The sequence below is a fragment of the Bacillus sp. D48C genome, from assembly GCF_053345735.1.
The window spans coordinates 73,056-93,925 of record NZ_JBKFAQ010000006.1 but is presented as its reverse complement, the minus strand read 5'-3'; the positions used below and the strand labels follow the sequence as shown (position 1 = coordinate 93,925).

Here is a 20,870-nt window from a genome sequence, read left to right as displayed (position 1 = left end):
CTATACATGAATCTTTCCGTAACAAAAGAAGCAGCACAATGGTATAAAAATGAATTAAACTTACAATCAAATGAAACACTACGCTTTTTCGTACAATACGGTGGTTGCAGTACTGTGCAAAAAGGACTTTCTTTAGGTATTCGTAAAGATGATCCTGCACACCCTGCTGTTCAAATTCAAGAAGAAGGTATTAACTTCTTTATTGAAGGCGATGATGAATGGTTCTTCGATGGACATAATTTATCTGTTACACTTCATGAAGGTGACGACTTCCCACAATTTAATTATGAAAAATAAAAAAGCGCGGCTTCTGCCACGCTTTTTTATTTTTTCTTAATTTCCTCATATTTCGCATACCACTCAGGATATAACTTTTTAAATGATACAGGGCGGAACCCTTCTTTTTTCGCACAAATATTCGTCGTACTTGCAGTAATACAAAGATCACCATCACCATTATATATTTCATATCCATATACAACGCGAAGCGGGCTCACAGTATCGACCCATGTTTTTACGATTGCCTTTTCTCCATAACGCATCGCTTTACGATATGAAATTTGTAAATCTAACACAGGAGAAATAATTCCTTCTTTCTCCATTTCAACATATGAAAAACCTAAATCTTGTATAAGTTTCGTGCGACCTAACTCAAGCCACACTAAGTAGTTTGAATGGTAAACAACACCCATTTGATCTGTTTCCGCATAACGGATTTCAACTTCATGTTCTGCTACAAACATATGTATTCGCCTTCTTTCACTTCTGCTACCTTGCATACATTTAATCATAATACAGTAACATCAAAAATAAAATAAAAACAGTGAATCTTTTACTGAAAGGAGCCAGCATATGATTCAAATTGTAACTGTTCGTAGTGGTGATAGCGTATATAGCTTGGCATCAAAATATGGATCAACACCTGACGAAATAGTAAAAGACAATGGACTAAATCCAGCTGAAACGCTCGTTGTTGGTCAGGCACTTATCGTTAATACGAAAGGAAATAATTATTATGTACAGCCTGGTGACAGCCTATATCGAATTTCTCAAACATATAATGTCCCCCTCGCTAGTTTAGCTAAAGTTAATAATTTATCTTTAAAATCTATTCTCCATGTCGGACAACAATTATATGTACCAAAAGGCACAAAACGAGCTGTAGAATCCATCGCTTACTTACAACCTTCAACTATACCGATTAAAGAGAGTTTAGTTAATGCGACACGCGCCATCAATCCATTTTTAACATACTTAGCCTATTTTAGTTTTGAGGCAAAAAGAGATGGCACATTAAAAGAACCTACTGAAACAGCTAAAATTGCTAATATTGCAACGCAAGGTAAAACAATCCCTATGCTCGTTATTACAAATATTGAAAATGGTAATTTCAGTGCCGATCTAACATCAGTTATTTTACGCGACGCAACGATTCAAAACAAATTTATTACTAACATTTTGCAAACAGCTGAAAAATATGGCATGCGAGACATTCATTTCGATTTCGAAAGTGTAGCACCTGAAGACCGCGAGGCGTATAATCGCTTTTTACGAAATGTAAAAACACGCTTACCTAGTGGGTACACATTGAGCACAACTCTCGTACCGAAAACAAGTTCCAATCAAAAGGGCAAATTTTTCGAAGCTCATGATTATAAAGCGCAAGGGCAAATTGTTGATTTCGTCGTCATTATGACATATGACTGGGGATGGCAGGGCGGGCCACCGATGGCGATTTCTCCTATCGGTCCAGTGAAAGAAGTACTTCAATATGCAAAATCTCAAATGCCTCCACAAAAAATTATGATGGGGCAAAATTTATACGGGTTTGATTGGAAACTTCCATTTAAACAAGGAAATCCACCTGCAAAAGCAATTAGCTCCGTCGCAGCTGTTGCACTAGCTCGTAAATATAATGTTCCTATTCGTTATGATTTCACAGCCCAAGCTCCTCATTTTAATTATTTTGATGAAAACGGCGTGCAACACGAAGTTTGGTTTGAAGATTCACGGTCTGTTCAAAGTAAATTCAATTTAATGAAAGAACAAGGTATAGGTGGTATTAGTTACTGGAAAATCGGTTTACCATTCCCGCAAAATTGGCGTTTACTCGTTGAAAATTTCACGATTACGAAAAAGGGCTGACAAAAGTCAGCCCTTTTTTTCATATTACTGCTAAAAACTCATCTTTCATTTCCTCACAAAAAAGAAGAATGATAACATTCTCCTTTTTAACCGTTATCAACAATCGGTTGTTTACCTGTTTGATCTTGCATTTGCTTTCCTTTATTTCCACCAGCTTTTTTCGATTGTGTTCCAATATGATTTGGTGCAAAGTCTTTTGAATTTTTTTTCGGATTACCCATTACTATCGCCTCCTTAACACTAGTATCGTACTAGTGTTAAGAATTATTCAGCTTGCTTAAAAAGTTTCATTTCATAACGTTTTTCGATGCGCTCTTCAATGCGATCAATTGCATCACGATCGCTTAATAATTGTTGTTTATTTTCATTTACAAGTTCTTCAAACGATTTACGGCGACTTCTTCTCATGTTGTTCACCCTCTCTCCTTCGCTTTCTTATTACATAGTATGAGCAAACGAAAAACTCTTTAATCAGATTTGTAAGAAAATTTTATGTTTTAGTACTCCTAAAAAAACTCCGTGTACAATATATTGCACACGGAGTTTTTCATACCATAATATTTAAATACTCTTTCAACTTTTCATCTGCATTCATTTCATTTTCTTTATAATCATGAAGCGCCTGTAACACAAAATCATACTGTTCTAAAATATAACTTTCTAATTTCATAACATCCTCTAAGCTATTAAGCATAATTCTCGTATTACCAACTTCACTTTTTAACGCTGGTTCACATTTTAAGCTTGTACATATTTCTTTCACATCATCTTCTAATATTTCTGTTAATACATATTTCTTTCGCCCTTTTACCTTTACTCTCATAACTGGATAAAAAGCTTTTATATCTAAATAACTTCCTACATTCATACAACGTAGCCATTCTACATTACGTTTATTACATACAAGCATTTCTTTCACCGCTTCGTATACCGCAGTTTCATCAAGCACAGCCTTATTTACTTTTCGGTTCCCTTCTTCTTCAATAGCTGCACACTTTTGATAAACAGCGGCACACGTAATACAATCGTCAAATGCATTATGAGAACTTAAACGAATGCCAAGCATTCGCTTTAACGTTTCAAGTTTATGATTAGGCGCATGCTTCATGTATTTCTTCGCTAAAAATACAGTATCAATTACTTTATTTTTAGGTTCAGGTAGCCCTAGCATATTTACATTACTTTTCAAAAAGCGCATATCAAAAGAAGCATTATGGGCCACAATAACATTTGTATGTAAAAATGCTAAAAATAAAGGTAACACTTCTTCAATCGTCGGTGCATCTGAAACGCGATAATTAGTAATACCTGTTAAACTCGTTATTCGGTCCGGAATTGGCCGCTCTGGATTCACGTATGAAACAAATTGATCTACTAATTCATGATTACGATATTTCACTGCTGCAACTTGAATAATTTTATCATTATAAGGGTTAAATCCTGTTGTTTCAAAATCAATTACAACATAATCTAACGGTAAGGATACATTCCCCACTCCATACACTCCTTTATCTCTAAACGTTTATATTTCTTACATCATATCATGAAGTTATTACTACTTGAAAAAGAAAAGGCAGAAATGGGAACTCTCCACCTCTACCTTTTCACCATTATTTTAATTTAGCAACTCTTTTCTCCATCTCTTTTTGCGTCATCGGCCCAATAAACTTATCTTGAATGACACCTTTTGTATCTATAAAATACGAAGTTGGAATCGTAATTACTTTATACGCTGTTGTCACATCAATGTTCTTGTCCAATAAAATAGGAAAAGTAATTCCTTTTTCTTTAACAAAATTGCTTACCTTTTCTACTCCCCCACCTTTTTCTGAAGGCGTATAATTTATTGCTAAAATTTCTACGTTCTCTTTATGTTCTTTATAGAAAGCTTCCATATCCGGCATTTCTTGCTGACATGGTCCACACCACGTTGCCCAAAAGTTTAAAATCACTTTCTTTCCTTTTAAATCCGATAACTTTACATTCGTTCCATCTAACTTCGTTAATTCAAAGTTTGGCGCACTCTTCCCTATTTCGATACCATTACTTGCAATCATCTCTTTCATAGCAGCTTCACTTTTTTCTTGCTCCCCTTGTACCGCCTGATCTTTTTTACCAAATTGTTCATAAGCTGCATATCCCGCTAAACAAAGTAACACTACAATAATCGTAAGCTTCCGCCACATTTTATATCACCCTAACGTATTTATCTTCTTATTAACCTAATTACCCAAATACTATATACCTTATTTTAGCTTATACGGACGAGCTTGGAAATATTCACAGTCGAAATAATTAGAATATTCTTATTTAAAGTGAAATTTTTTCCTTTTTATCATATAATTAGAAAAATAAATGAAGTGTTGCTTATCTTCTTATGGACCCATTCACCTTTTTACTCTCGTAGTTATAAACCTACAACAAAAGGGGGATTTTTTATGAATTCATTCGAAAAAACAACATTATATATTCTTAGTTTTCTTTTATACCCAGTCGGTATTATTACATGGATCATTTCACTCTTTAGTAAAGACCTTAAAAAAAAGAAAGTAGGGCGTATTTGTCTCTACGTCTCTCTAGTCTCATTCGTCCTTTTCTTAATTCTTGGAATTGCCACTTTCCTTACGACCGCTACCTTTAACGTTGATCTGAATCATTCAGAATCTATCGAGTATCAAATAAATGATGCTGAATAAAGATAAGAGCAGTACTCTTATCTTTATTCACATCACTTGCAAAACGAATGACTATTTATTAATTTTTTAGGACTTCCACATGCAACAATACGTCCTTCTTTCATTATGACAACACGATCTGCTAGTATCGCTTTCTCTACATCATGTGTTGCCACAATTCTCGTGACCTCTCTTCCTAATCCTTCTATCATATTCCAAATAGTTTCTTGGTTGCTCGGATCTAATCCCGCAGTTGGTTCATCTAAAATAATAAGATTCGGATTTGAAACAATGGCACGTAATAATGCAAGACGTTTTCTTTCCCCCCCCGAAAACTCTTCACCGCTTTTATGTAGTACAGTTTGAAGCCCTTCCGATAAACCTCTAATTATCGGCTTCACATTTACAAGCTCAATATTTTTTTCTAACTGATTTTCTAAACCCTCTTCCTCGAAATACATATTCTCTTTTACTGTCGTCCGAAAGAAACGAGGTTCTTGCCACACTGTAGTCATACGAGCCTCATCACCATAATAAACAATGTTACCATTAGATGGTTTATACAACCCTGTCATTAATTTTAAAAGCGTTGTTTTTCCTGCGCCACTATCTCCTACAATAATAACGAGTTCACCTGGATTAATTTGCAAATCAATATTATGAATTCTGCATTTCTCTTCATCATTCTCCTGAAATGAAACATTTGTTACTGTCATCCCCATCGCTCTTTCTACCTTACTATCTGCCACTCGTTTATCTAAAAAGGAAAAAATTCTATTTGCCGAAGCGACTGCAACTTGTGTCATCATTAATAAATCGCCAACGTAACGGACTGGAAAAAAGAGCATTTCAATTGTGGCTAACACGGCAACAATTGAGCCAACTTCCATTTCTCCCTTCATTATTTTTTGCGCGCCTATAATGAGAACAACGATATATGCCCCTGTTTCAATCACTGTTCCAACTACTCCAATGCAGTGTTGCATCATCGTCTTCTTTACTTCCGATTTATAAGATTGTGCCGTTACTCCTTTAAATAAGCGAATAGCCCATTTTTCTTTTTGTAAACTACGTAAATCTTGTATACCCTTTACAAACTGTGACACCATCTCTACAACACTCGATTGATTTTTTTGAGCAACGCTTGCAATATCTCTTACCTTTTTTCCCATCAGTATTGGAACAATTGTACTTAAAAATAAAAACGGAGTTACCCACAATATAAACTGTATATCTATATGTTGTAGTGCTATGAAAGCTCCAATAAATTGGGCAATAGCGTGTATATACTCTATTAATATAAAGCCATATAATCTGATCCAGTTCGGAATATCAGATACGACCCAAGTTTCTAACTCCCCTTGCTTGATCTTCTCACTCTCTTCAAACGGTAATGAGAAATAGTGACGCAATAATTCTATACGTTTCGTTTGTAATATACGTTGACTCGCTTTTGAACTTATATAATCAAATAAAAGATTGTTCGTCCACATTAAAAAGCGAATACCCGCAAACAAAGCTATATATAAATACGCACCTTTTAGCTCCCTTTGAATAAGATTGTCTACAATTAATCCCATGAAAATTGGGCGTGATAAATTTAAAATGGCAGCAATTATCCCACTACATACAGCTGCCATTACTAATATTTTCTCTTTTCGTAACGGCCACAATATTCTTTTATATTCTTTCATGACGTTCCCTCCACTTTTCGTAGTAAAAAGAAAGGGATGAAACCATATGGTTTCATCCCTTTCCATAAAATAAGGAAGCTAACTATTGTTAGCTTCCTTATTTTTCATTTCAATTATTTAGTTTGACACTTTTGACTCTTCGATTTTCTCACGAAGAACCATTTGCAGAATACCACCGTGACGGTAGTAGTCAATTTCTACTTCACTATCGAAACGAGCTACTACTTCAAATTGTTTTTCGTTGCCATCTAAATCAGTTGCAACTACTTTTACAAGATCGCGCGGTCTAACTGTTTTGTCAATTTGAATTTCAAATGACTCGTTACCAACAAGACCTAACGTTTCAGCACTTTCGCCATCTTTAAATTGAAGTGGTAATACACCCATTAATACTAAGTTACTGCGGTGAATACGTTCGAAGCTTTCTGCGATTACTGCTTTAATACCTAATAAGTTAGTACCTTTCGCAGCCCAGTCACGAGAACTTCCCATACCGTAATCTTTACCAGCAACAACTAGAAGACCTGTTCCATCTTCTTTATATTTCATAGCAGCATCATAGATTGATGTTACTTCACCAGTTGGCCAATATGTTGTATATCCACCTTCTGTTCCTGGTGCGATTTGGTTTTTAATACGGATGTTTGCAAATGTACCACGCATCATAACTTCATGGTTACCACGACGAGAACCGTAAGAGTTAAAGTCAACTGGTTGTACGCCGTTTTCTAATAAATAGCGTCCAGCTGGTGTGTGCTTACCAATTGAACCTGCTGGTGAAATATGGTCTGTTGTTACAGAATCACCAAATTTACCAACTATGCGTAAACCTGATAACGTTTCAACTTCACCTGGCTCTTTAGATAAACCTTCAAAGAATGGTGGGTTTTGAATGTATGTTGAATCATTATCCCAAGTATATAAAGCTTCGTTTGAAGTTTGGATTTCATTCCAACGCTCATTGCTGTTAAATACTTGTGCATATTCTTTCTTGAACAATTCAGATGTAACAACGCTTTGAACTACATCTTCAATTTCTTTAGCTGATGGCCAAATATCATTGAAGTAAACAGCATTGCCATTTGCATCTTTACCGATTTCATCATTTTTCAGGTCAATATCAACAGTACCTGCAAGTGCATATGCCACAACAAGTGGTGGTGATGCTAAGTAGTTTGCTTTTACAAGAGGATGAATACGACCTTCAAAGTTACGGTTACCAGATAAAACAGATGTTACTAGTAAGTCGTTTGCTGCGATTGATTCTTCTAATTCTGGCGCTAATGGACCAGAGTTACCGATACAAGTCGTACAACCGTAACCAACTGTTTGGAAACCTAATTGATCTAAATATGTTGTTAAACCGGATTTATCTAAGTACTCAGTAACAACTTTAGATCCTGGTGCTAATGATGTTTTTACGTACTCAGGTACTACAAGTCCTTTTTCAATTGCTTTCTTCGCAACTAGACCTGCTCCAATTAATACGTATGGGTTTGATGTATTTGTACAGCTTGTAATTGCAGCGATTGCAATTGCACCTGTTTTCATCGTTACTTCTTTATCTTCTAATGTAACCTTCACTTCTTTATCGAACTCTTGCTCATTAAATCCAAGTCCTTGTGTTCCAACTGGTGCTAAAACAGCTTTGTGGAACGCATCTTTCATATCTGAAAGTGGAATTAAATCTTGTGGGCGTTTCGGTCCAGAAAGGTTAGATTCGATTGTATTTAAATCAATTTCAACAAGATCAGTGTAGATTGGATCTTTACTATCTGCTGTATAGAATAAACCGTTCGCTTTACAGTATTCTTCAACAATACGAATTTGCTCTTCATCTCTACCTGTTAAACGTAAGTATTCTAATGAAATATCATCGATTGGGAAGAATCCACAAGTTGCGCCGTATTCTGGTGCCATATTTGAAATTGTTGCACGGTCAGCTAAAGGCATACTCTTTAGTCCATTACCGAAGAACTCAACAAATTTACCAACTACACCTTTTTGACGTAATACTTGTGTTACTTTTAATGCAACGTCTGTTGCCGTAGTACCACTTGGAAGTGTGCCAGTTAATTTCACACCGATTACTTCAGGTACTGGGAAGTATGAAGGCTGTCCAAGCATTCCTGCTTCTGCTTCAATACCACCAACGCCCCATCCAAGAACGCCGATACCGTTAATCATTGTTGTATGTGAGTCTGTTCCAACTAATGAATCTGGGTATGCAACTAAGTCACCTTCAGCATTTTTCACAGCATGAACAACTGGTGCTAAATATTCAAGGTTTACTTGGTGTACAATGCCTGTAGCTGGTGGAACTGCACGGTAGTTATCAAATGATTTTTGTGCCCAGCTTAAAAATTTATAACGTTCTTCATTACGTTTAAACTCTAAGTCCATGTTGAATGCAAGCGCGTCTGCCGTACCCGCTCTATCAACCTGTACAGAGTGGTCAATTACAAGGTCTACAGTAATTTCAGGATTAATTTTGTCAGGATCCCCACCCATGTCTGCCATTGCTTTACGAAGCGAAGCCAAATCAACAACAGCTGGAACACCAGTGAAATCTTGTAAAATTACACGAGATGGTTTAAATGGAACATCGATATCTTGCACATCTTTCGTTCCCCATTTCGCTAAATTTGTAACATGCTCTTCTGTGATTACACGTCCGTCTACTTGACGAAGTACTGATTCAAGTAAAACTTTCACGGAATATGGTAATTGAGATACGTTGCCAACCCCTGCATTTTCAAGCGCTTTCAAATCATAATAATGATACGTTTTTCCATCTACTTCAAAAGTTGCACGTGATTGAAATGGATTATGTTTGACCATTATGTTTCCCCCCTGTTAAACGTGACTAAGTTGTCTGAATATAAAATGTAGACAAACTTTTCAATACCTTACGATAATATCTTATTACAACTTTCTAAATAAGTAAATAATAAGAAACTTATAGATTATCATAAGTTTTCTTTATGTTTCTAAATTTGAATAGCTTTCATGCTCCTTATGAATACTATTATCATAAAGTAAAGTGCTCTATCAGCGATTTACTTACAGTTCATACATACTATGAACTGCTCATCATTCAACATACAAAAAATGTTATAGAGGTGAAATAAAATGGGTAAAAGAAAAGCAAATCATACTATTTCAGGAATGAATGTTGCATCTGCACAAGGACAAGGAACTGGTTACAATGAAGAATTTGCAAACGAGCCTTTAACTCCAGCAGAGCGACAAAATAATAAGAAACGTAAAAAGAACCAGTAAAGAAAAATCCCAAAAGGTCTATTTTCCTTTTGGGATTTTTTCTAATGTTTATAACGTAGTAATTCCGAAACCGTTACAAATCGATAGCCCTGCTTTTTCAACTCAGGTAAAATTTTTGCTAGCGCTGCTACCGTTTGACTACGATCATTTCCTCCATCATGTAACAATACAATATCGCCACTTTTAGCATTTTTCACTACATGATTTACAATGGATTCAACCCCTGGATCTGCCCAATCACGTGGATCTTGATGCCATGACCATAGAACAGTTTGATAACCAGCTTCTTTCGCTGTTTTAAATACAGCATCGTTAATATATCCACCAGGAGGACGGAATAGCAAAGGTTCTTTCACCCATTTTTCAAAAAATTTCTTTCCATCTAAAATATCATTTTCTAATTTTTCATCTGACGAATTACTCGCATACAAATGATTCATCGTATGATTTCCAATTTCATGTCCCTCTTTTAACACTTGGTTCACTAAATATGGATTGCGCTGAACTCGAAATCCAATCATAAAAAATGTCGCTTCAGCCTTATATTGACGTAATAAATCTAAAACTTGCGGTGTATATGTTGGATCTGGCCCATCATCAAATGTAATTGCAATAATTTTTTCATTATTAGGTACTTCCCATGTTACATAACCAGTTGGTTCTAACTCTTTTCTGAGCAACATTTTCGCTTCCACTTTTTCCACTTGAAATATATGTACTGCGCATAATAAAGAAAAAACTATTAAAAGAATTTTCTGTTTTAACATAACGTTCACTAAAGCAGCAAGGTTGTCGAATAGACAACAACCTCATTTACTTTTCTAATTGATCTACATTTCGCATTATATTTTGGAGATTATTTTCATATTGCTCAAGTTGTGGACGTTGTGTTTCTGAAGCTACCTCTAGTGCATTTTGAATTTGTTCATATGCTTCCTGAACCTCTTGGCGTAACTCTTTTAAATCATGACCATAGTTAGGGTCATTCTTCACAATATTATTAAATGCATTCTCTGCTTGTGTAACTCCTTGCTGTGCCGCTTGAAAGGCTTGTTGCTTATCTTTATGATATGGCATTATATAATCCCCTTTCTATAATAGTTAGTCCCCTTTATCTTTACCTTTTTTTCTAAAAACATTCTTGTATAAAATCGTCAACTTCTCTCATTCTAAAAAGAAAGAGGAGGTGTCACATATAATGAGTAAAAACAATCGTGAATCTAAAGAAAAAAAAGGACAACCTGAGCCATTAAGCGGATCTCATAAAGTAAAAAACCGTAACCATTCACGCCAAAAAAAACATGCACATCATGATATGTAATAAAAAATATTCACATACCGTGCACATTCAACATAAAATGTTTGTATTTCATCATTTATTCTTCACCTCTGTTTCATTCATGCATAACATGATATGAATTGATATTTTACGGAGGGTGTCTTACATGGGCAAGAAAAAGAAGAATTGTCTTTTTCATGTTGATGGTTTCGAAGAATGGATGGATCAATTTTGTTCCGATTCTTATAGTAACTTTAGCTTTCCAAATCAAATTCACATCGACCTTTGCGAAACCGAAGAAGAATATATTTTGGAAACAGATGTACAAAATGTCACTGAACAAAATGTACTCATTAAAAAGTTAGAGACAGGCCTAGCTATATGCATACTTCATAAAAACATTTCCTTACAACGAACAATCCCTTTACCTACTACTATCATTTATAAAAAGATGCTAGCCTGCTTAGAAAACGGATTTTTAGCCATTCATATTTCCAAAAATGAAGTTGCTGATAAGCATGAAAAAAAAGTTCTTTTTTCAAATTAAGAGTTAATATAATATAAACTAAGCCCCAGTTGGTTACTGGGGCTTATGTTATTTCGCATGCATTTCTATATTAGAATTTGCATCATATCTTTTTTTCGATAAACCTTTTGTAACTAAAAGCACAGGAAATGCCACAGTTGAAAATATAGCTAGTGCTGAAAATACTACAAACCCATTTTGGTAGCCGTAGTAGTCGAGAAGTACTCCTCCAAACCACGGACCTATTACTGCTCCAATTCCCGAAAAGCCCATCGCACCGAAGTATGTTCCTTTTAGATGCGCAATAGCAATATCATCAATAAATACATCCGTCATCGAAAACATTAAGACTTCTCCAATTGTAAAAATAATTGTACAAACGGCAGCACTTAGCATAGATTCTACTATTCCAAAGCCAAATAATCCTCCGCTTACAAATAAAGTCCCCACCATAATTGATGTTAACGGTGTATACTTTTTGCACATTTGAATAACAGGGTATTGGATAATCACTACAACAATCGCATTTAAAGCTAACATATATGAAAATAATTTCACTCCATCCTGAAATATATGTGCATTTGCAAAATATTGAGATACTGTTGTCGTTAAGTGAGAAAAACCACAATTACTCAAAATAATACCGACTAAAGCAACTAAAAATACGACATCCTTTCGCAAAATGCGAATTGCATTTAACATTGTGACAGGTTTTTCTGTATTTATTTTCTTTTTTTCAATTGGATACTTCTTAAATTGGAATGCTAATATAGCTGTATATAGAATGTACACTCCAGCTGCTACTAAAAAAGGAATTGTAGATTTTGCGCTTCCAATCTGTAATCCGACAAGAGGGCCAATCGCCACTCCAACATTGATTGCACCGTAACGCAAATTATATACGAGTAAACGATACTCTGGTTTCGTTAAATCTGATAATAATGCTCTTGATGTTGGCTCAAAAAACGACCTACATAATCCATTTAAAGCGTTTAATAAAAAGAAACTTAAAACATGATCCGCAAGTGAAAAACCTATAAACACAAAAATCCAAACAATCATGGACCAGAGCATAATCGTTTTCCGGCCAAATCGATCTGATAAATTCCCTCCGATAAAACTAGCAAAAACACCAACAAGTGCACTCGTTCCGATAATAGCACCTGTCATTCCAGCTGATACACCTTTAACAGTCGTTAAATAAATTGCTAAAAAAGGAATGCTCATTGACGTGGCGAACCTCGCAAATAAAGTCCCTATTATAATTGTCATTCCTAACGGATGAATATTTTGTAACTTCCCCTTCATCACTAAACCTACTCTCCCCGTTCTTACATAAAAAAAAGAAAGCAAAGGATCTGCTTTCTTTTCCTTTTTCTATACTTGAGCTGTTGATACCCGAGTTGTTCTCGTTATGTCCATATCAATTCCATATGTGAACTGTAATTCTTTACACACATCTTTAATTAAGATTGCGACATTATACTTTTCATTAAATTGTAAAACTATGTTTTCTACTTCTTCATATGTATACTTATATTCCCCTGTAATGACACTTTTTAAATCAAAGCATTCATTTATACAAAGTTGCACAAGTAGCTGGTCATATTTCTCTATTACATCTTCTTTCTTCCACAGTAACTCTTTTACATATAACCGATCAAACTTCACACTTTCTCGATTACAATCCGTTAAAATCCGGGTCATTTCATTTAATTCTCGATACAATTCAGAAATATTTTTACTTAAACTAAGAAGTTTATCTACACCGTTTTCATATAACATATTCATTCCACCCCCGCATTTTCTTTTTCTTATTATAGCAAGAAAATTCTAAAAATAGTTTCTTTCTTCTGAAATATTAGGAAACTAATTTCAATTGCTTTACAATGAAACTAGTGAACGCGAAAGGGGAAAGAAAATTGGAGCAAAAATTATATTACACTGACGCTTATAAGCAAGACTTTACTACAAAAATTATAAAGCAAGATTATGATAAAGACGGTAACTTATACGTCGTTTTAAACGAGACCGCATTTTATCCGACAGGTGGCGGACAACCGCATGATACTGGCACATTAAATGATATCGATGTAATCAATGTAGAAGAGATACATGGGGAAATTCGTCACTTCATTGTAGAAAAATTACATACAGAAGAAGTAGAAGGTAAAATCAATTGGGAGCGCCGTTTTGATCATATGCAGCAACATGCGGCTCAGCACATTTTATCTGCTGCTTTTTGGGATCATTTTAACATACCTACGATTGGATTCCACCTTGGTAAAGAAACGGTAACAATTGATTTAGAAATAGAAAATCTTCATACAGAAACGGTTGAAAAAGCAATAAACATTGCCAACAAAATTGTTTTCGAAAACCATCAAATCCATATCGAATGGATGAACTTAGAAAAAGCGAAAACATTCCCCCTTCGTAAAGAACCGACTATAACAGAAAATATACGGGTTGTTATTATCGAAAACTTTGACTACAACGGCTGTGGTGGAACGCATCCGAAACGAACTGGTGAAGTAGGTCCTATTCAAGTACTAGGGTGGGAGCGCAATAAAGGTGGCATACGATTAACATTTATCGCTGGTTGGCGCACACTAAATTTAATGGGCAAACAACAACAAATTATGAAAGATGTTTCTAAACAATTAAACAGTAGCGAGAGTGATATCCCAGCAAAAGTAGCACAACTTCTTACTTCTCAAAAAGAAAATGAAAAAGCAATACAAACAATGAATGAAAAATTATTATTTGCAGAGGCAAATGAACTACTTCTACAGCCCATAAAAATTCATGCTGACATACTTATTTCTAAAGTATTTACAAATCGTTCTATGCAAGAAATCGCAAAGCTTTCCGCTATTATTACAGAACAACAAGAGCATGCAATTACGTATTTCGTCATCGAAAATGATGACAAACTACAATGTATTCTCGCTTGCGGAAAATCAGTATCACTCGATATGAATGCTCTTTTAAAAGACGCTCTTCCTACAATCGAAGGAAAAGGTGGCGGAAATAAGAAGAGTGCTCGCGGTGGCGGGAGAGCAATTATGAGCGGAGATGAATTTTTAAATCAGCTTGTTTCTTCTTTACAGTCGGCGGTGTAAAGCATTTTTAGTAAGGATAGCTAACAGCTATCCTTACTCTATACTTACAAACCAATATTTTGTTTCAAGCCTTGATAACTCCCTGCACTTGCAAAACCTTCACTTATAAGAGTGATAAAAGTTTCCGAAAAACCATATTGACTTAAATCTTTAATCGGTACCATTTGCACATCATGAATTGGATTATGATCAAATTCATTAGAGGGTAACATAATTTCCCCTGTAAGCTTTTCAAGTAGAAATGTAATATGTAATAAAGATAGACTGGCATCCGGTTTATCACAAACATAGAGTAGCTTCTTAATTTTAACTTCTAATCCCGTTTCTTCTCTCATTTCTCTAATCATCGCCTCTTCTAACATTTCACCATTCTCCACTCTTCCTCCAGGTAAAGACCAATTCCTATTAGCAACTTTTTGCTTTACTAGCAATAATTTTTCACCTTCAATTAAAATTCCCGTAACACGAACTTGCATTACATTTTCCATATGTAATCTCCTCTTCCCATTATATTTACAAATTACCCCTTCCATAAAAAGAACGTACGTTTTATAATTGAAGAAAATTATGGAAGAAAGTAGTTGTTACATTCATGCGTCCACCTTTAACAAAGTCTATATCACTTGAAGATTTCCAAAACTATTATTGGTTAAAAGCAGAACTCCAAACATTTTGTCGTGAGAATGGGTTGCCAGCTAGCGGCTCTAAGATTGAAATAACCGATTGTATCTCACATTATTTAACTACGGGGAAAGTCTTAAAAAACAGCTCTGGGCAAAAAGTGCGTAAAGCTTCCCTCTCTTATAAAGACCTTTCTCTTCAAACGATTATTACTAACAATCACCGCTGTAGCGAAGATGTTCGTGCTTTTTTCAAAGAAAAAATCGGAACAAACTTCCGCTTTACAGTAGCTCTTCAAAAATTTTTCAAAGAGAATGTTGGAAAAACATATGAAGACGCGGTAGCTTTTTGGCATGAAGAAAACGAACGAAAAAAAGACCCTACATACAAAACAACTATCGGTGCACAATTTGAATACAATCGCTTTACTCGTGACTTTTTCGAAGATCCAAATAATAAAGGGAAAGCAAAAGCTGATGCGATTGCTGCTTGGAACGAAATGAAAGCGAAGCCTGGTAGCAATATTTATGTTCCTCAAAAAGTAGAAAACTAGTTACCTCGCTAGTCTTCTACTTTCTCAAATAATAGCGCAATCCCTATCCCGCCTCCAATTCCTAATGTAGCAATTCCATATTTCATAGACTCTCTTTGTGCCTGATAAAACAAACGTGTTACAAGCATAGCACCAGATGCACCGTACGGATGACCGAGCGCAATTGCTCCACCATTTACATTTACTTTTTCGTACGGAATTTGTAACTCTTTTACGCAAGCAACAACTTTTGAGGCGAATGCTTCATTTATTTCAAAATAATCGATGTCCTCTACTTTTACATTCATTTCGTTTAATAATTTGTTCACCGCAAATATCGGACCAGTCCCTGGAAGCTTGGGATCCACTCCCACTACAGCACTACGAACGAAACGAAGGACAGGTTTATAACCTAACTTTCGGGCTTGTCCCTCTTCCATTACAAGAACGGCACATGCTCCATCATTTACACCGCACGAATTACCTGCCGTTACTGTTCCATTTTGTAAAAATGCGGGCTTTGTTCTTTTAATGATTCGTTCATAATTCATTTCTAGCTTTATAGATTCATCTAATAATCCATTAAAAGAAAATATTTCATCATGTATATATCCTTTTTCTAACGCTTGCAGTGTCCGCTTATAACTAAGACAAGCATACTCGTCTTGCATTTCTCTCGTTATGTTATAACGCTCCGCAACATATTCAGCCGCTACTCCCATGTCAGGATCACCAATTGTTTCAGGTGAAAATCGTGCTCTTTTTTGAAAAGGTGACGTACTTGTACTCTCTACTCCCCCGGCGATATAACACTTACCTGCCCCGCCTTGAATGAGATGACACGCAGTTCGAATTGCTTCTAAACCAGCACCACATTGCCGATCAATCGTTACACCAGGAATATGATAGCCAAGTCCCGCCTCTAAAGCAGATAATCTCGCAACATTCCCTCCCGGCCCCACAATATTCCCTAACATGACATCGTCTATTTCTCTCTCAATTCCTTTACTTAAAAACGTAAGAAGCGGCGTTACTAATTGCTGAGCTTCATAATCTTTCAACATCCCATTCTTCTTACCAATAGGTGTCCTTTTTGCTTCTACAATAACCGCTCTATTCATATATTTTCTCTAGGTTTTCAATCATATTTTTTGCTGCAATACGAGCGATTTTCCCGCTATTTGTATACGGTATTTCATCTACAAAATGCCATTCTTTCGGTATTTTAAACGAGGATAATCGTTGTAAGCAAAAACTTTTTAATTGTTGCTTCGTAGCACTTCCTTTTACGATGGCGACAGGTTTTTCACCCCAATAACTATCTTTCACGCCAACTACAACTATTTCATCAACAGCTGTATGTTCATGTAATACACTTTCTATTTCTTCTGGGAAAATATTAATTCCTCCAAATAAAATCATATTCTTCTCTCTACCTACTATATATATAAACCCTTCTTCATCTTCATAACCTACATCTCGCACTGTCATCCAGCCATCCGCAGTCAACTCTGGAACTAAAACCTTATCCAATATGTAGCCCATAAAAAACTGATCACTTTTCACATAAACAGTTCCTATCTCGCCTTTCTGTACTTCTTCTCCTGCTTCATTACATATTCGAACTTGCACATTATGACAAGGTTTTCCTACTGAATTTGGCCTTCTTTCGCTTTCTGCATCGACTAGTGCTGTTACAAAACTTAACTCTGATGCACCATAAAATTCATATCTTTTCGCATAAGGAAATATATTCTTTATTTTTTCTTTCGCTTCAGCTTCCCATTTCGCTCCTGACGAAATAATTTTCACTTTATTTTCTATTACTCTATTTTCTTTATATAAAGATTCAAGCATTGTCGGAACTGTATACATAACTGATATATTTTCAGTTTCTAACTTATCTAGTACTTGATTTGGAATGAACTTTCTCATAATGTACACCGTTTGCCCTACATATAATGCACTTATTGCCCCGTATAAGAAAAGAGAATGAACGAGCGTCCCAGCTATTAAAATCGAATCCTCCCTTTTCATATGAAAGTCATGTACATTACAATCAAAACTATGAACCCACGATTGTTGTGCACGTAAAAATGCTTTTGCTGTTCCTGTTGATCCTGATGTAAATCCCATATAAAAAGGAGCATTTTGTAAACTTTCTACAGGATTATATGTAGGAAGATAGTTCTCTATCATTCTTTTCCACTCATCAATTTCAATTACTCTTCCTTCTTCATCCGGTAGATCATTTACCTTATATCGCTCTGTCACAATCACATCCGGATTACTAATTGCAATTCTTTCTTTGAGCTCATCCTCTTTCCACTTTATATCTAACGGCACACAAACCCATCCAGACATCGCAGCCCCAGCAAATAGTTGTAAAAACTCCATACTATTTTCTAATACAATTGCTATCGTTTTATTCTTCGATTCTTTTTCATTCAACCAGTTTGCTACTTTACATACTGACTCAAACCACTCTTTATATGTTAATACTCGATCATTTTCCTTTATTGCTATTTTACTTGATAGTAAAGAGGCATACTTTTTATATTCTTTTGTAATCCCCATTTGAGACGTCCTTTCTTTACAAAATAATAAAAAGAAACACGCAATGAACGTGTTTCTTCTCTTTCTTATCCCGCATTTGTATATTTCCCACTCTTTAGAGCAGGCGTAATAATATGTTTCAATGAACGATGTAATTTCGTTACAAGAATTGCTGCTATAATCGCTTTTATGCAATCACTTGGTAAAAATACGACACTCACTTTCATCGTCTGCCATATAGAAATATCCATTACGAATGCTTGTACAATGATACCAAATACATAAACTACGAAAATACCACCAATTATATTAATGCATAATACTTTTATAATAGAAACTTCACGTAAACGCTCAATTAAATAACCAATAACAAATGCTCCTACAATATAACCAAGTAAATATCCTGCGCTTGGCCCAACAAATATACCTGGACCACCTCGTCCACCTGCAAGTAATGGTGCCCCAACTCCAATAATAAGTAAGAAAATAAGCTGACTTAACGCACCAAGACGTGATCCTAACAATCCACCAGCAAGCATAACACCGAGTGATTGTAATGTAATCGGAACTGGTGTAATAGCAAGAGCAATTGGAGGTATTAACCCTAACACTCCCATAATAGAACTAAATAAAGCGACGAAAACTAAGTTTTTTGTATTCATATTTGCTTCTCCTATTTGTAAACTTAAAACGATTTTTAGATAACATATTATAGGAGTTATATTATCTTTCTATTTAGCATTTGTCAACTTATTTTAAATATAGGTTTACAATTATTTTTTCAATTATTTCTCCTTATGCAAATGCTCAAGTTCTTTCCGAAGCGCCTGTTTTAAAAACTTCCCAACAGATGTTTTCGGAATTTCCTGCATAAATACAATATCGTCTGGTAACCACCACTTTGCAAACTGTGGTTTTAAAAATTCATATAGTTCTTCTTTTGTAACAGTGCTATTTGCCTTTTGTACAACGCAGGCAACTGGACGCTCTTGCCACTGCGGGTGTGGAACTGCAACAACGGCCGCTTCAAATATAGCATCATGTGCCATTAAAGCATTTTCAAGGTCAACTGAGGAAATCCATTCTCCCCCGCTTTTAATAACATCTTTCGTACGATCAACAATTTTCACGCAGCCTTCCTCGTCAACTGTAACAACATCACCAGTATATAACCAACCGTCTCGGAATCCTTCGACAGTACGATCATCGTTATAATAGCTTTCAGCAATCCAAGGTGCTCGTAAACATAACTCTCCCATCTCAGTACCATCCCACTTCACTTCACCGTTTGTACCGACTACTTTCATCTCTACACCAGGGACAAGATATCCTTGTTTTGAGCGGATTTCTAATTGCTCTTCATATGATAATTCTGTTTCATAACTTTTTAAACGTGCAAGTGTTACGAGTGGGCTTGTTTCAGTCATACCATATGCATGTACGAAAGGAACATTATATTTTTGTTCAAATGCTTTAATAACGCTTTTCGGTGCAGCAGCACCACCGCATAATATTCTCGTTATACTAGATAAATCGTAACTATTATTTTCTAATTCTTGTAATACACCGAGCCAGATTGTCGGCACACCTGCTGCTATCGTTACTTTTTCAGCTTGGATCATCTCTAATAAAATTTTTGGAGTAAACATTGGTCCTGGCAGAACTTGTTTAGTTCCAAACCAAGTAGCTGCAAAAGGAAGTCCCCAAGCGTTCACATGGAACATCGGTACAATTGCCATCGCCGCATCACTTTCCGATAAAGCAGTTGTATCCGCTAAACCGAGTGCCATACAATGCAGTACAGTACTACGATGCGTATATACAACACCTTTTGGATTCCCTGTAGTCGCTGACGTATAACACATACCAGCAGGTGTATTTTCATCAATATCTTTTACAAATTGGAAATTTGGATCGCCTTCTTCTAATAGTTTTTCATAATGATATACAGGTTCTAGCGTAGTATTTGGAAGTTCATCTTTATCAGTCATAATAATGTAGGCTTGTACAGTTGATAATTGTGATTGAATATTTTCAACGAGTGGTACGAGATCTTCATCTATAAGTAGAATGTGATCTTCTGCGTGCTGAATAATGTATGAAATATGTTGAGGAGATAAACGAATATTAATTGTGTGCAAAACAGAAGCAATACCAGGAATAGCAAAATAAGCTTCCACATGTCGATGATGATTCCACGCTAACGTTCCTATACGCTCGCCTTCTTTAATTCCTAATTTTTTTAACGCACTAGAAAGCCTTCTCGTCCTTTCACCTAACTGCTTATACGTTAACGTCGTAACTGTATCATGTGTCCGTGAAACAATTTCTTTCTTTGAAAACAGTTTTTCTGCTCTTTCCATCATAGAACTAATTGTTAGCGGTACATTCATCATCATATTGGTTATATCCCCCTTTAAAGCGTTTTTATTTTT

General features: G+C 35.6%; 24 protein-coding genes. 8 read left to right on the top strand and 16 right to left on the bottom strand.

The window, feature by feature from the left end:
- Nucleotides 1-6 precede the first annotated feature (6 nt).
- Nucleotides 7-297: a HesB/YadR/YfhF family protein gene (locus tag ACLBXA_RS16585; RefSeq protein WP_001054452.1), complete on the top strand. Its 291-nt coding sequence runs from the start codon at nucleotides 7-9 to the stop codon at nucleotides 295-297.
- 26 nt (nucleotides 298-323) lie between these two features.
- On the opposite strand, the gene ACLBXA_RS16580 is transcribed toward ACLBXA_RS16585, so the two are convergent.
- Nucleotides 324-743 (bottom strand): acyl-CoA thioesterase, encoded by a 420-nt coding sequence (locus ACLBXA_RS16580; protein WP_000495808.1) that lies wholly within the window; start codon nucleotides 741-743, stop codon nucleotides 324-326.
- A 109-nt stretch (nucleotides 744-852) separates the two neighbouring features.
- Between ACLBXA_RS16580 and ACLBXA_RS16575 the strand changes: the two genes are divergently transcribed.
- Nucleotides 853-2,145, top strand: a complete 1,293-nt coding sequence (locus ACLBXA_RS16575; protein WP_000614855.1) for a glycosyl hydrolase family 18 protein — start codon at nucleotides 853-855, stop codon at nucleotides 2,143-2,145.
- Between the two features lie 86 nt (nucleotides 2,146-2,231).
- On the opposite strand, the gene sspN is transcribed toward ACLBXA_RS16575, so the two are convergent.
- The 4 genes from sspN to ACLBXA_RS16555 all read right to left on the bottom strand — a co-directional run bounded on the left by sspN (nucleotide 2,232) and on the right by ACLBXA_RS16555 (nucleotide 4,331).
- Nucleotides 2,232-2,366, bottom strand: a complete 135-nt coding sequence (gene sspN / locus ACLBXA_RS16570; protein ID WP_000527987.1) for an acid-soluble spore protein SspN — start codon at nucleotides 2,364-2,366, stop codon at nucleotides 2,232-2,234.
- 43 nt (nucleotides 2,367-2,409) lie between these two features.
- Complete coding sequence (locus ACLBXA_RS16565; RefSeq protein WP_001254699.1) at nucleotides 2,410-2,553, bottom strand: FbpB family small basic protein; 144 nt, start codon at nucleotides 2,551-2,553, stop codon at nucleotides 2,410-2,412.
- 139 nt (nucleotides 2,554-2,692) lie between these two features.
- Nucleotides 2,693-3,640: a 3'-5' exonuclease gene (locus tag ACLBXA_RS16560; RefSeq protein ID WP_000528760.1), complete on the bottom strand. Its 948-nt coding sequence runs from the start codon at nucleotides 3,638-3,640 to the stop codon at nucleotides 2,693-2,695.
- 115 nt (nucleotides 3,641-3,755) lie between these two features.
- On the bottom strand, nucleotides 3,756-4,331 hold the full coding sequence (locus ACLBXA_RS16555) for a redoxin domain-containing protein (RefSeq protein WP_000269061.1): 576 nt from the start codon (nucleotides 4,329-4,331) through the stop codon (nucleotides 3,756-3,758).
- A gap of 252 nt (nucleotides 4,332-4,583) precedes the next feature.
- Between ACLBXA_RS16555 and ACLBXA_RS16550 the strand changes: the two genes are divergently transcribed.
- Entirely contained in the window at nucleotides 4,584-4,841 is a 258-nt protein-coding gene (locus tag ACLBXA_RS16550) for a hypothetical protein (protein ID WP_001083890.1), read from the top strand.
- 32 nt (nucleotides 4,842-4,873) lie between these two features.
- Here ACLBXA_RS16550 and ACLBXA_RS16545 read toward each other — a convergent pair whose 3' ends face one another.
- Nucleotides 4,874-6,514, bottom strand: a complete 1,641-nt coding sequence (locus tag ACLBXA_RS16545; protein WP_097825796.1) for an ABC transporter ATP-binding protein — start codon at nucleotides 6,512-6,514, stop codon at nucleotides 4,874-4,876.
- Between the two features lie 117 nt (nucleotides 6,515-6,631).
- The gene (gene acnA, locus ACLBXA_RS16540) at nucleotides 6,632-9,355 is read right to left on the bottom strand and encodes an aconitate hydratase AcnA (protein ID WP_000238552.1); all 2,724 of its coding nucleotides are present in this window, start codon (nucleotides 9,353-9,355) and stop codon (nucleotides 6,632-6,634) included.
- Nucleotides 9,356-9,646: 291 nt separating this feature from the next.
- On the opposite strand from acnA, the gene sspO reads away from it, so the two are divergent.
- Nucleotides 9,647-9,796 carry a small acid-soluble spore protein O gene (gene sspO, locus ACLBXA_RS16535; protein ID WP_000518060.1) on the top strand — a complete coding sequence of 50 codons (150 nt, stop codon included), beginning with the start codon at nucleotides 9,647-9,649 and terminating at the stop codon, nucleotides 9,794-9,796.
- Between the two features lie 41 nt (nucleotides 9,797-9,837).
- On the opposite strand, the gene pdaB is transcribed toward sspO, so the two are convergent.
- Both pdaB and ACLBXA_RS16525 read right to left on the bottom strand, forming a co-directional pair.
- A complete protein-coding gene (gene pdaB / locus ACLBXA_RS16530) occupies nucleotides 9,838-10,563 on the bottom strand; it encodes a polysaccharide deacetylase family sporulation protein PdaB (RefSeq protein ID WP_000917689.1) in 726 nt (241 codons plus the stop codon).
- A gap of 46 nt (nucleotides 10,564-10,609) precedes the next feature.
- Nucleotides 10,610-10,873 (bottom strand): hypothetical protein, encoded by a 264-nt coding sequence (locus tag ACLBXA_RS16525; RefSeq protein WP_001146295.1) that lies wholly within the window; start codon nucleotides 10,871-10,873, stop codon nucleotides 10,610-10,612.
- Between the two features lie 121 nt (nucleotides 10,874-10,994).
- On the opposite strand from ACLBXA_RS16525, the gene ACLBXA_RS16520 reads away from it, so the two are divergent.
- Nucleotides 10,995-11,117 (top strand): small acid-soluble spore protein P, encoded by a 123-nt coding sequence (locus tag ACLBXA_RS16520; protein WP_000042142.1) that lies wholly within the window; start codon nucleotides 10,995-10,997, stop codon nucleotides 11,115-11,117.
- A 124-nt stretch (nucleotides 11,118-11,241) separates the two neighbouring features.
- Nucleotides 11,242-11,622 carry an Hsp20/alpha crystallin family protein gene (locus ACLBXA_RS16515; protein WP_000516758.1) on the top strand — a complete coding sequence of 127 codons (381 nt, stop codon included), beginning with the start codon at nucleotides 11,242-11,244 and terminating at the stop codon, nucleotides 11,620-11,622.
- A gap of 48 nt (nucleotides 11,623-11,670) precedes the next feature.
- On the opposite strand, the gene ACLBXA_RS16510 is transcribed toward ACLBXA_RS16515, so the two are convergent.
- Together ACLBXA_RS16510 and ACLBXA_RS16505 are read right to left on the bottom strand one after the other, a co-directional pair.
- Nucleotides 11,671-12,909: an MDR family MFS transporter gene (locus tag ACLBXA_RS16510; RefSeq protein WP_002082353.1), complete on the bottom strand. Its 1,239-nt coding sequence runs from the start codon at nucleotides 12,907-12,909 to the stop codon at nucleotides 11,671-11,673.
- A gap of 69 nt (nucleotides 12,910-12,978) precedes the next feature.
- A complete protein-coding gene (locus ACLBXA_RS16505) occupies nucleotides 12,979-13,386 on the bottom strand; it encodes a hypothetical protein (RefSeq protein ID WP_000965134.1) in 408 nt (135 codons plus the stop codon).
- Nucleotides 13,387-13,523: 137 nt separating this feature from the next.
- On the opposite strand from ACLBXA_RS16505, the gene ACLBXA_RS16500 reads away from it, so the two are divergent.
- Nucleotides 13,524-14,726 (top strand): serine-tRNA(Ala) deacylase AlaX, encoded by a 1,203-nt coding sequence (locus ACLBXA_RS16500; RefSeq protein WP_017763506.1) that lies wholly within the window; start codon nucleotides 13,524-13,526, stop codon nucleotides 14,724-14,726.
- A 44-nt stretch (nucleotides 14,727-14,770) separates the two neighbouring features.
- Here ACLBXA_RS16500 and ACLBXA_RS16495 read toward each other — a convergent pair whose 3' ends face one another.
- Nucleotides 14,771-15,214, bottom strand: coding sequence for an NUDIX hydrolase (locus ACLBXA_RS16495; RefSeq protein ID WP_000432582.1), 444 nt, complete (start codon nucleotides 15,212-15,214; stop codon nucleotides 14,771-14,773).
- A 104-nt stretch (nucleotides 15,215-15,318) separates the two neighbouring features.
- On the opposite strand from ACLBXA_RS16495, the gene ACLBXA_RS16490 reads away from it, so the two are divergent.
- A complete protein-coding gene (locus ACLBXA_RS16490; protein ID WP_001247749.1) occupies nucleotides 15,319-15,900 on the top strand; it encodes a DUF6434 domain-containing protein in 582 nt (193 codons plus the stop codon).
- An 8-nt stretch (nucleotides 15,901-15,908) separates the two neighbouring features.
- Here the strand turns inward: ACLBXA_RS16490 and ACLBXA_RS16485 are convergent, their stop codons facing one another.
- The 4 genes from ACLBXA_RS16485 to ACLBXA_RS16470 all read right to left on the bottom strand — a co-directional run bounded on the left by ACLBXA_RS16485 (nucleotide 15,909) and on the right by ACLBXA_RS16470 (nucleotide 20,834).
- Nucleotides 15,909-17,000 (bottom strand): acetyl-CoA C-acyltransferase, encoded by a 1,092-nt coding sequence (locus ACLBXA_RS16485; RefSeq protein WP_097825798.1) that lies wholly within the window; start codon nucleotides 16,998-17,000, stop codon nucleotides 15,909-15,911.
- Entirely contained in the window at nucleotides 16,993-18,456 is a 1,464-nt protein-coding gene (locus ACLBXA_RS16480; RefSeq protein ID WP_079245825.1) for an acyl-CoA synthetase, read from the bottom strand. The genes ACLBXA_RS16485 and ACLBXA_RS16480 overlap by 8 nt, the downstream gene beginning before the upstream one ends.
- Before the next feature lie 65 nt (nucleotides 18,457-18,521).
- A complete protein-coding gene (locus ACLBXA_RS16475; protein WP_447617320.1) occupies nucleotides 18,522-19,097 on the bottom strand; it encodes a biotin transporter BioY in 576 nt (191 codons plus the stop codon).
- Nucleotides 19,098-19,220: 123 nt separating this feature from the next.
- On the bottom strand, nucleotides 19,221-20,834 hold the full coding sequence (locus tag ACLBXA_RS16470) for a long-chain fatty acid--CoA ligase (RefSeq protein ID WP_136804238.1): 1,614 nt from the start codon (nucleotides 20,832-20,834) through the stop codon (nucleotides 19,221-19,223).
- Nucleotides 20,835-20,870: the final 36 nt, after the last annotated feature.

What these genes read in the sequence shown, in the direction of transcription:
- sspO (WP_000518060.1), top strand. Translation starts at nt 9,647, where the DNA reads ATGGGTAAAAGAAAAGCAAATCATACTATTTCAGGAATGAATGTTGCA.
- ACLBXA_RS16580 (WP_000495808.1), bottom strand. Translation starts at nt 743, where the DNA reads ATGTTTGTAGCAGAACATGAAGTTGAAATCCGTTATGCGGAAACAGAT.
- pdaB (WP_000917689.1), bottom strand. Translation starts at nt 10,563, where the DNA reads ATGTTAAAACAGAAAATTCTTTTAATAGTTTTTTCTTTATTATGCGCA.
- ACLBXA_RS16585 (WP_001054452.1), top strand. Translation starts at nt 7, where the DNA reads ATGAATCTTTCCGTAACAAAAGAAGCAGCACAATGGTATAAAAATGAA.
- ACLBXA_RS16575 (WP_000614855.1), top strand. Translation starts at nt 853, where the DNA reads ATGATTCAAATTGTAACTGTTCGTAGTGGTGATAGCGTATATAGCTTG.
- ACLBXA_RS16495 (WP_000432582.1), bottom strand. Translation starts at nt 15,214, where the DNA reads ATGGAAAATGTAATGCAAGTTCGTGTTACGGGAATTTTAATTGAAGGT.
- ACLBXA_RS16480 (WP_079245825.1), bottom strand. Translation starts at nt 18,456, where the DNA reads ATGGGGATTACAAAAGAATATAAAAAGTATGCCTCTTTACTATCAAGT.
- ACLBXA_RS16475 (WP_447617320.1), bottom strand. Translation starts at nt 19,097, where the DNA reads ATGAATACAAAAAACTTAGTTTTCGTCGCTTTATTTAGTTCTATTATG.
- ACLBXA_RS16470 (WP_136804238.1), bottom strand. Translation starts at nt 20,834, where the DNA reads ATGATGATGAATGTACCGCTAACAATTAGTTCTATGATGGAAAGAGCA.
- ACLBXA_RS16545 (WP_097825796.1), bottom strand. Translation starts at nt 6,514, where the DNA reads ATGAAAGAATATAAAAGAATATTGTGGCCGTTACGAAAAGAGAAAATA.
- ACLBXA_RS16520 (WP_000042142.1), top strand. Translation starts at nt 10,995, where the DNA reads ATGAGTAAAAACAATCGTGAATCTAAAGAAAAAAAAGGACAACCTGAG.
- acnA (WP_000238552.1), bottom strand. Translation starts at nt 9,355, where the DNA reads ATGGTCAAACATAATCCATTTCAATCACGTGCAACTTTTGAAGTAGAT.
- ACLBXA_RS16565 (WP_001254699.1), bottom strand. Translation starts at nt 2,553, where the DNA reads ATGAGAAGAAGTCGCCGTAAATCGTTTGAAGAACTTGTAAATGAAAAT.
- ACLBXA_RS16525 (WP_001146295.1), bottom strand. Translation starts at nt 10,873, where the DNA reads ATGCCATATCATAAAGATAAGCAACAAGCCTTTCAAGCGGCACAGCAA.
- ACLBXA_RS16485 (WP_097825798.1), bottom strand. Translation starts at nt 17,000, where the DNA reads ATGAATAGAGCGGTTATTGTAGAAGCAAAAAGGACACCTATTGGTAAG.
- ACLBXA_RS16555 (WP_000269061.1), bottom strand. Translation starts at nt 4,331, where the DNA reads ATGTGGCGGAAGCTTACGATTATTGTAGTGTTACTTTGTTTAGCGGGA.
- sspN (WP_000527987.1), bottom strand. Translation starts at nt 2,366, where the DNA reads ATGGGTAATCCGAAAAAAAATTCAAAAGACTTTGCACCAAATCATATT.
- ACLBXA_RS16490 (WP_001247749.1), top strand. Translation starts at nt 15,319, where the DNA reads ATGCGTCCACCTTTAACAAAGTCTATATCACTTGAAGATTTCCAAAAC.
- ACLBXA_RS16550 (WP_001083890.1), top strand. Translation starts at nt 4,584, where the DNA reads ATGAATTCATTCGAAAAAACAACATTATATATTCTTAGTTTTCTTTTA.
- ACLBXA_RS16505 (WP_000965134.1), bottom strand. Translation starts at nt 13,386, where the DNA reads ATGTTATATGAAAACGGTGTAGATAAACTTCTTAGTTTAAGTAAAAAT.
- ACLBXA_RS16510 (WP_002082353.1), bottom strand. Translation starts at nt 12,909, where the DNA reads ATGAAGGGGAAGTTACAAAATATTCATCCGTTAGGAATGACAATTATA.
- ACLBXA_RS16515 (WP_000516758.1), top strand. Translation starts at nt 11,242, where the DNA reads ATGGGCAAGAAAAAGAAGAATTGTCTTTTTCATGTTGATGGTTTCGAA.